Source organism: Anabaena sphaerica FACHB-251, assembly GCF_014696825.1.
GTDB lineage: Bacteria > Cyanobacteriota > Cyanobacteriia > Cyanobacteriales > Nostocaceae > RDYJ01.
The window spans coordinates 36,108-45,657 of sequence record NZ_JACJQU010000029.1; the positions used below are offsets into that span (position 1 = coordinate 36,108).

Below are 9,550 nucleotides of genomic sequence, written 5' to 3' on the forward strand. Positions count from 1 at the left end.
ACTCCTGACTCCTGAATTATTACCTTAAATTAGAGCTTCTATTGCTTGTCGCACAGATGGAAACTGCTCAATTATCAAAGGTAGCTGCTCCATATCAAAAGCATCCAATTTAGTTTGCAGAGAATCCGCATAATCCACCAAGAACTGACACTGATACTCTTTTCCCCATGCCTTTAGACGCAGAATAAACTGTTTTAGCTCCCGCATTTTGAAAGTTTTACGTAAACTAGTCCATACCTTTTCTTCTTCCTCCTCTAACTTTATTAATAAGTCTGGTAAATTAATCGGAATATTTAAGAATTGCTGAAGCTCAATATTGGTGTTACAGCTATCTAATTGATTTGAGTTTTCAACAGTAATCACAGTCTGTAGATGTTTTCTTAATTCTTGCACAAGTTCGATACAGCTAATAGGTTTAGATAAAAACCCCTGACAGATTTGCTCAAGTTCATATTGCTCTTGAGCTTGAGATGAAGCCGTGAGAATCACGATAGGGATATTTTTGGTTTTTTCATCTTCTTTGAGATGCTGTGCCGTTTCTTTTCCATCCATGCGGGGCATTCTCAGATCCAGCAGAATCAAATCGGGATAGTGTAATTGAGCCAAATTAATCGCTTGTTGTCCATCTTCTACAAGCATTACCAAGTGATGAGTTTTATGAAAATATGCCTTGATTAATTCCCGATTTGATGCCACATCATCTACAACTAAAATTGTGCTGGGGGCAAACTGGTTTAAATCATCATCTTGGGCGGATTCAGGAACTATTTCTTTCAACCCATTCGCAGGTGAAACTGCTGGAAAAACAAAAGTGAAAATACTGCCTCTTTCCAATTCACTTTGGAGTGTTATTATTCCATCCATCATATTCATTAATCGCTTAGTGATTGCCAGTCCTAAACCTGTACCGCCATATTTACGATTGCTTTGTCCTGAACTCTGGACAAATGCCTCAAAAATGCTTTGTTGCTGCTCACGGGCAATGCCAATACCTGTATCTTCAACAGCAATTTCTAACCAAACTTTTTCTTCTGTGTTTATAAAATAAAGATGGGCGCGGATAGATATTTGAATGTATCCTTTGTCGGTGAATTTCAAAGCATTACCGACAACGTTAAAAAGGATCTGCCGCAACCGGACCTCATCAATGTAAATAGATTGAGGTACTGTGTCCTCAATGGTTGAGTGCAGGATTAAATTTTTATCACTTGCATATGGGCTAAATATTTGTAGAATCTCTCGAATTAGTCCTTGTAAATCAACAGGTTCATAGTGAAGTTCTAGCTTACCTGATTCAATTTTAGACAGATCAAGAATATCATTAATTAGTGCCAGTAGAGTTCTACCACTAGAGGCAATAGCTTGAACATAAGATGCTATGTGAGGTGCTGTAGCCTCAGATTGCAATAAATCCGCAAAACCCAAAATGGCATTCATAGGTGTGCGAATTTCGTGACTCATATTAGCAAGAAATTCGCTTTTAGCTTGGTTAGCAGTTTCGGCTTGCCGTTTCGCTTCCTCTAGCGCCAAATTTTTCAGCCTCAGTTCTTTTTCAGCGTGTTTGCGAGCCGTGATGTCCATCACAGTAACAAAGTAAGAAATAATTTCATCTGCTTCATTGTATATGGCTACCGCTTGACCAGATACCCAAATTACCTCTCCATCAGGCTTGCAGAAACGGTATTCCATCGAGAAGTAATGCCCTGCTTGGGTGAAGTTATTCCATTCAGTAAAAATGTTTTCTCTGTCGTCGGGATGAACTGCTTGCACCCATCCTTTACCCAGAGCTTCTGGGAGGGAAATTCCGGTTAATTCTGACCACCGGGGATTGATATACAAGCAGTTACCTTGTTCGTCAGCTTGAAAAATACCAACTGGTGCATGAGTGACTAAAACTCTATAGCGTTGCTCACTTTCTCTGAGTGCAGCTTCTGCTTGTTTGCGATAGCTAATATCACTTTCTAAACCAACCATCCGCAAAATTTTACCTGTTTCATCCCACAGTGCTTGCCCCCTGTTCAGAATCCATATATAGCTGCCGTCTTGGCGCTGCACACGGTACTCGCTGCTGAAAAATGGTGTTTTTCGGCTGAGGTGATCGTCAAGTTTATTCCTGACTTTTTCTATATCCTCTGGATGAATGCGGCTAGTCCACTGCTCGATAGAGTTACTCAATTCATGGGGTTGAAAACCGCGCATTTCCTTCCAGCGGTCAGATAAGAAAACTTCGTTGGTTTGCAGATTCCAATCCCAAATACCATCATTACTACCACGCAAAGCTAGTTGCCATCGTTCTTCGCTATCTTTTAAGGCTGATTCTATTTGTTTGCGACCAGTAATGTCTGTCAGCATCGCTAATGCGCCTAGATATCTTCCTGTAGCATCGACAATCGGTGTAGTAGAAACTATTGTCCACAAGTCGGAGCCATCTTGACGGCGAAATTTGAAATCGTGCTGCTCTTCAATACCTTGATTGCGACGTTCTAAGTATGTTTGGGCAATTTTCTGTTCCGCTATGCCCATAAAGGCAAATAAAGGTTTTCCCAGCATTTCTTCCACTGAATAGCCCAGCATTGCTGACATTTTGGCGTTTACAAAGCTGGTTTTGCCTTCTACATCCAGCATCCAAATTCCTTCAGTGGTTGTTTCCACAATGCGTCGATACTGTTCCTCACTTTTTTGGAGTGCAGCTTCTACTTGTTTACGTTCGGCTTCAAGCCGCACCCTTTCGCTAATATCTCGAATTAGCGCCAGCATTCCCATATTATTGCCCTGTTCATCTTCAAGGATGCTCACTGATGATTCGACAAATATCTCTTTCCCATTGAGTTGACGATGAATATTCTCCCCTTGCCAAAAGCCTGCTGTGGCTAGGGCTTCATTGGATTTTGCTTCATCTTTCGGTTTGAGCCAACGGTATTGGTAACATTCACTTAGCGGCTTGCCCAGTGCTTGTTGTGCTTTGATGCCATACTGTTTCTCCGCTGCGGTATTCCAATGAATGACACGATGGGTAATATCAACTGCTACGACAGCATCGCTCACTTGTGCCAACAACTGGGCTTGGAATTTGACTTGTTTTTCAGCTTGCTGACGCTGTGTAATATCCAGAATGACAGCTAAAAATACCCTTTTTTCCGACTGTTCCATCAGTTGCAGGTGAACTTCTGAGGGATAGCGGCTGTTATCAACACGTTGATGAATGCTTTGAAACTGGATAATTTTTTCTTGGCCTGATAGCAAGGGCGCAATTAAAGATTGAAATTGGTCTGCTGTCAACTCTGGTTTAATATCCAGAGGTGTCATATCCTGCATCTGTTCTAAAGAGTAGCCTAAATTTTGCAGTGCGCCTTGGTTAACGTACTTAAATCGGAATGTTTCAGCGTCAAATACATAAATTTCATTGAGGCTGGCTTCTAGTAAATTGGAGAGGTAAACTTTCTCAGCTTCTACCGCTTTGCGCTCGCTGACATCATCGACAACATAGGAAAAACGGGGGCGATCGCTATCGGCCAGGCCAATGTAACAAACAGTAGCAGATAACCATTTCACCTTTCCATCTATAATGTGCTGATATTCAAACCGAACTGGTTGACCTGTGCGTTGACTTTCCCCATAGTGTCTGATCCAAGTACGAATATGCTCAATAGGTGCGCCCATTTGACTGGCAAGTTGATTATGCATTGCCTCTGGAGTGGTGCCGAAAAACCGAGCAGTTGTAGAATTATCAGATAAATGCAACATATCATCATCTAGTAATTCCACCACACCCATCATCATCGGTGCAGAATCATAAAAGCTCCGCACTGCTGCTTCTCTTTCTCTCAGTGCAGCTTCTGCTTGTTGAGCGCGGACTAACTCTTGTTGTAAACGTTGATTGGCCACTTGCAGTTCTGTAGTTCGTTCTGCTACCTTCGCTTCCAGTTCTGTATTGGCTCTCTGGACTTGTTCGAGTAAAGTGGCTTGTTGAATAGCGTTGGCTACTTGTATTGATAAGTGTTCTAAAAACTCTACCTCATCGGGTTGCCACTGACGTACATCTGTACAGCTATGAGCAATCAGCAATCCCCACAGTGAATCATCTACTGAAATTGGTACTACTAAATTGGCTTTGATTTGAAACTGTGTTAAAAATTCAATGTGACAAGCACTCAAGCCGACTTGATGAATATCGGCAATAGCTTGAGAAGATTTGTTGTGATAAGAGTCTAGCCAATTCTGCTCGAAGCACTCATCTTTAATTATCCTGCCTAAAATCGACCATTGGGGTGTTTCTACTGATTCGACTGTTACCTGTCCACCCCAGTCAGGGTAAAAGCGATAAATAATTACACGCTCAACCTCTAATAGTTGGCGTACTTCTGTGACAGTTGTTTGCAGAATTGTTTCTAAACTCAAAGAAGCACGAATGCGAAAAGCGACAGCGGTTAAAAGTTGATTGCGTTGATCCTGGGTTTGTAGCTTGGTATTGCGATCGCTTACCTGTTCTGTGAGATCACGATTGAGGTGTTTGAGTAAATTGAGTTTTTCATTTTCTAACTTCTCTACCTGCTGTTGTAATGTTGCAATAATTTGGTGCAGTCCTTTGATATCTACAGCTTGTAAAATGTTCGTCTGAGTCAAAATCCCTGCCAGATAGCCTTGGTTGTTAGCAACTACAAATCGTCGGATATTCTGCTGCTGTATTACTTGATAAGTTTCCCAAAGTGAATCATCAGGATTGACTAAAAATAGGGGGTAACTCATTACCTGTTGCGCTGGTAATTCGCTCAAGTTCATCTCCAGAGTTTGGAATTGAACAATATCCCGTTCTGTGACAATCCCCATCGGTAGGATTTTTCCGGGTTTAACTTCATCACCAATTACTATACAACTAACATGATGAGAGTCCATTAGCTGTACTAACTCAAGCACCGTTGCCGTAGGAGGAGCATGAATCACATTTTCTGCCATTACCTCTCTAACATAGCGAAACTTGAGTAAATCTACTGGTTCTAGCACACTGCAAATGCTGGACTGTGTTACTAAACCTACAGGTTGATCCTGTTCGTTGAGAACTGGTAAATGACGAATCCTATGCTGTCGTAGCAATTGGATCAATCTCATCGGTTCTCGCGCTTCCCATTCTTGACAGGTAATCAACTCCCGTGTCATCACTTCACAAACTTTAGTCTCTCTTAAACTGCGCTGTTGTGCTGCTAGTTTCACTAAATCTCGTTCTGTTAATAACCCAACTAGTTGCTGGTTATCTAATACTAAAACGCAACTACTGCGAAGGGGATTTACACTAGAGGTATTATCCCCAACTTGACTCATCATCTGTACGGCTTCCAGTAGGGAGGCATTTGGACTGACGACAGCATAGTGATGCTGAATACATATATTAGTGTGGTGATTTAGTGAAGAATTTGCAGATTTCATAAATGAACCCAGAGCTTGAGTTTATTTTTGCCCAAATATTGCTCTAGCACACCAGACAAGTTATCAATAGGGGATTTTCCGTTTTTTAGCATCAATAGTGATGCTGATCATATCTCTGATCAGGCTTTAATCACTCAGCAATATAAACAAAATCACTGGCTACTACCTCCTCATATCATAGTTAAACTTACTGAAAATCACAGCTTTACCTTATCTTCATCACTTTCCTACTGATAAAAATAAGCGAATGTAACTATAATAAGCCAGCCAGGAAATAGTTCCATGCAGTTGATTAATCGTATTTTTGCCCAAAATTCCCCACAATTTTCTGCTTTTGTAAGTGAAACTAGCACCCTAAGTGAAAGTATTTATACTTTAGAAGATTTGATTCAAACTCTGGAAGAAGCAGCTAACTATTTAGCAGCTTTTTCTGAGAGCGTCATATAAGTAGGTTAACCTAAATTGCGTTTCCGCATATAAACACATTAAGAAAATTGTTGGGCATGAAAACGCGCATATCTCCCTTCCAAAGCTAACAATTCTTCATGATTTCCTGATTCGACAATTTGTCCCTTTTCCAACACCAAAATGCGATCGCACTTTCTCACTGTCGATAACCTGTGAGCAATAATTAACACTGTGCGATTTACCATCAATCTTTCTAAAGCCTCCTGTACCAAAGCTTCTGACTCAGAATCTAACGCCGATGTCGCTTCATCAAGTATCAAAATCTGCGGGTTGAGCAGTACAGCACGAGCGATCGCTATTCTCTGTCTTTGTCCTCCTGATAAATTTACACCACGTTCACCTACCCAAGTCTGATAACCTTCTGGTAGTTGCATAATAAATTGATGAGCATTAGCAATTTTGGCAGCTTCTTCAACTGCATTCATATCAAAAGTATCTTGTCCAAAAGCAATATTTTGGGCAATAGTTCCCGAAAACATAATTGTTTCTTGGGGAACTATACCAATTTTTTTTCTTAAACTATTTAATGTCACATCTCGAATATTTACATCATCTATGAAAATCTCCCCAGTTTCAGGATCATAAAATCGGGGTAACAGATTCACAAAAGTAGTTTTACCAGCACCGGAAGCACCAACAAGAGCGATCGCTTGCCCTGGCATTACTAATAAACTAATATTATTTAATACCAGTTCACCGGGTTTATAAGAGAAGGTAACATCACGATATTCGACTTTACCATTTACAGATGGAAGAGTGATTGCAATTGGGTTTTCTAATACTGTTGGTTGAATAGCTAACAACTCAAATACTCTGTCAACTGAAGCCTCACCTTGTTTAAATTCGTTATAGTTATTGGTAGTATGTCCGATAGGATCAATTAACAAAGCTGCTGCTGCTAAATAACTAAAAAAAGCTCCTACAGTTAAATTGTTTTGGGAAATTTGCCAAGTTCCTACCATGAGCAAAGATAAAGCACTTAAAGCTTCTAAAAATCCCACAATGGGAATTTGAATTGCTTTTAATTTTTCGGCTGAATATTTAGCTCTCAAACTGCGTTCTGCTTCATGGCTAAATCTAGCAATTTCGTAGTTTTCCGCTGCAAAAGCTTGGATTAAACGAATACCACTGAAAACTTCCGTTAAGATAGCCGATAAATCGGAAATGCGGTTTTGACTTTTGAGGGAATATTTGCGTAAACGTTCCCCAAACCAACCAATTAGAATTCCCATGATTGGCGCTACAATCACTGTAGCCAGGGTGAGTTGCCAATTCAAGTAAATCATGTAAATGGGAATTGCGACCAACTGCAAAACGCAGGGAACAAAATCATGAAAAACCTTATTGACAACTTCCCCAACTCTGTCAACATCTTCGGTGAGACGATAAGATAAATCACCAGCTTTTGCGGTTTCAAAATAGCTGAGATTGAGTTTTTGCAAGTGTGCGTAAACCTGTTGACGAAGATGAAAGGCGACTCTTAAAGCTGCGCGTGCCATGTATAAATCTTGCATGGACTGGAAAAAGCCCCGCACAAGAAATACTAAAGCACAGATTCCCGTTAATTGAGCGATCGCCACCACATTACCCTGTCCAAAGGGAACCGCCAATTTACCCGCCAAATTAATCAGCGTTAAGGTAGCCAGCACATATCCTACAATACCGACAAATCCCTTAGCGATGGTTTCCCACTGGTTGCGGAGATAGGGTACAAGTAACCAATAATTAGAACGTGTTTTCAAGTCGCAACTTCCACAAAAAATATTTTTCCTTTGTTTGACGCTACCAGTTTTTGGTTAAATTTGGTAATTGGTAATGGTTAATGAGTCATCAGGTTATTCACCTCCCTATCTCCCCAGTCCTTACCGTCCTAACCAAGTCTTAATCACATCCAGCAGACTAGAACCACCCCAGGCCAAAGCTAACAAAATAGAAGTAGTTAAAATTCCCCCCATCAAACACAGAACTAAACCGCCTAAACTAATAGCACCATCATCCTCTGACAAGCCAAAGGCAGTAACGAAAATGCCCATTGCTGGTAAAGTATTAGTTCCAGGGATGGGAATCATCATAGAAATTGCCATGAGAGCGATCGCGCTGCCAATGGTGATTCTACCTGGTAATGTGGTACAAATATAGGATAAACGGGGACGAGCGATCGCTTCAATTCTTCGCAACCAAGGCAGTCCAGCTTTCATAAACCCCCGAACTGTGGAGAGTTGAATCTGATGATTCATCATTTTAGGAGGCAACCAAGGAGTTTTTGCACCGGCAACTAACTGTACTGCTAACAGAAAAATCAGCACACCAAAAGGCGTTGAGTAACCAGGTGCCGGCACTGGTAAAGCAGAAGGTAAAGACAAAATCACCAGCAAAAAGCCAAAAATTCTTTCTTGAGCTAGTAACAAAATATCCGCCAAAGTTACTTTTTCCTGTCTTTCTTCTTCAAAAAAATAGCGTTGTAATTCATTAGACAGTTTAGCCATAGATCAGTTTTCTAATTACTAAAAAAGAGATTTTAACCTTTATTCACCTTATTGTCTTTGATTAAATGCAGAGTTGCCGTAAATCAACGTGCATAAAATCAGACTTTCCCAAGAAGTTGCATCCAACATCTTAACGTTATGCAATTGGTAAGAATAAAAAATAGTATTAAGTTTAGATAAAGTTATTTTATATTCTGTTGATAGAGGGTTAAACGAAGAAAATGCCAAGATACCTGAAAGTAATAAAGCTTTTTTGGAGTGCTGCTATTTCCGCAGAGATGGAATATCGTCTCAACTTTATCATAGCTACCCTAAGCAGTTTAGGGAATCTTGTCGGTAGTATTTTTGGCTTATTCCTATTTTACCGCACAGGTTACACCTTTCCCGGCTGGTCATGGGACGCAGCTTTAGTAGTTTTGGGAATTTTCACCCTCCTGCAAGGTTTTTCAGCCACATTCCTAGCTCCCAACTTAAATCGCATTGTCCGTCATGTTCAAGAAGGTACGTTAGACTTTGTACTATTAAAACCTATCCGCAGTCAATTTTGGCTTTCAACTCATACCCTATCACCTTGGGGATTACCAGATTTGATCTTTGCCTGTATCATTATTGGCTATGCAGGTAAACGCCTTGGCTTAGGAATAGATGACTATTTAGCGAGTATATTTCCTTTAGGTTGCGGCTTGGTGATTCTTTACAGTCTCTGGTTTATGCTAGGAGCAACTAGTATATGGTTCGTGAAAATATACAATGTCACTGAGGTACTAAGAGGATTACTAGAAGCTGGCAGATATCCGATTGTAGCTTATCCTGCTGCTTATCGAGTTTTCTTCACTTTCGTAGTTCCCGTAGCTTTTTTAACTACAGTTCCTGCCCAAGCGATGTTAGGTCAAAGTAAGTTAACTTGGTTAATAGGTGCAGTATTTTTAGCTGTAGTTTTATTTTTCGTTTCTACGTGGTTTTGGCGGTTTGCGTTACGGTTTTATACCAGTGCTTCAAGTTAGTTACCAAGACCAAGTATCAATTATCAAAAACCCCTCTTTTTTTAATAAGAGGGGTTTTATGATCTGAAATATAAACCTGGCATCGAGCTATTTTGGCGTGGGGCAACCCCCAGACTATCGTTGCCGCAGCGGCGTTTCACCTCTGAGTTCGGGAAGGGATCAGTGTGGTTC

Annotated in this window: 5 protein-coding genes and 1 rRNA gene; 2 read left to right on the forward strand and 4 right to left on the reverse strand. The window is 40.6% G+C overall.

What is annotated here, in order from left to right; genetic code table 11:
* Positions 1-24: 24 nt before the first annotated feature.
* The gene (locus H6G06_RS25590; protein WP_190564878.1) at positions 25-5,421 is read right to left on the reverse strand and encodes a PAS domain S-box protein; all 5,397 of its coding nucleotides are present in this window, start codon (positions 5,419-5,421) and stop codon (positions 25-27) included.
* A gap of 282 nt (positions 5,422-5,703) precedes the next feature.
* On the opposite strand from H6G06_RS25590, the gene H6G06_RS25595 reads away from it, so the two are divergent.
* On the forward strand, positions 5,704-5,868 hold the full coding sequence (locus tag H6G06_RS25595) for a serine dehydratase (protein WP_190564879.1): 165 nt from the start codon (positions 5,704-5,706) through the stop codon (positions 5,866-5,868).
* A 38-nt stretch (positions 5,869-5,906) separates the two neighbouring features.
* Here the strand turns inward: H6G06_RS25595 and H6G06_RS25600 are convergent, their stop codons facing one another.
* Both H6G06_RS25600 and H6G06_RS25605 read right to left on the reverse strand, forming a co-directional pair.
* A complete protein-coding gene (locus H6G06_RS25600) occupies positions 5,907-7,631 on the reverse strand; it encodes an ABC transporter ATP-binding protein (RefSeq protein ID WP_190564880.1) in 1,725 nt (574 codons plus the stop codon).
* Between the two features lie 120 nt (positions 7,632-7,751).
* The gene (locus tag H6G06_RS25605) at positions 7,752-8,375 is read right to left on the reverse strand and encodes an exopolysaccharide biosynthesis protein (protein ID WP_190564881.1); all 624 of its coding nucleotides are present in this window, start codon (positions 8,373-8,375) and stop codon (positions 7,752-7,754) included.
* A 221-nt stretch (positions 8,376-8,596) separates the two neighbouring features.
* Here H6G06_RS25605 and H6G06_RS25610 point away from each other — a divergent pair, with 221 nt between their 5' ends.
* Positions 8,597-9,379, forward strand: coding sequence for an ABC transporter permease (locus tag H6G06_RS25610; protein ID WP_190564882.1), 783 nt, complete (start codon positions 8,597-8,599; stop codon positions 9,377-9,379).
* A gap of 74 nt (positions 9,380-9,453) precedes the next feature.
* Here H6G06_RS25610 and rrf read toward each other — a convergent pair.
* Positions 9,454-9,550 (reverse strand): 5S ribosomal RNA (gene rrf / locus H6G06_RS28185); the annotation flags it as partial.

Bases quoted from the DNA above. Each gene is read 5' to 3' on its own strand.
- H6G06_RS25590 (WP_190564878.1), bottom strand. From the start codon at position 5,421: ATGAAATCTGCAAATTCTTCACTAAATCACCACACTAATATATGTATT.
- H6G06_RS25595 (WP_190564879.1), top strand. From the start codon at position 5,704: ATGCAGTTGATTAATCGTATTTTTGCCCAAAATTCCCCACAATTTTCT.
- H6G06_RS25605 (WP_190564881.1), bottom strand. From the start codon at position 8,375: ATGGCTAAACTGTCTAATGAATTACAACGCTATTTTTTTGAAGAAGAA.
- H6G06_RS25610 (WP_190564882.1), top strand. From the start codon at position 8,597: ATGCCAAGATACCTGAAAGTAATAAAGCTTTTTTGGAGTGCTGCTATT.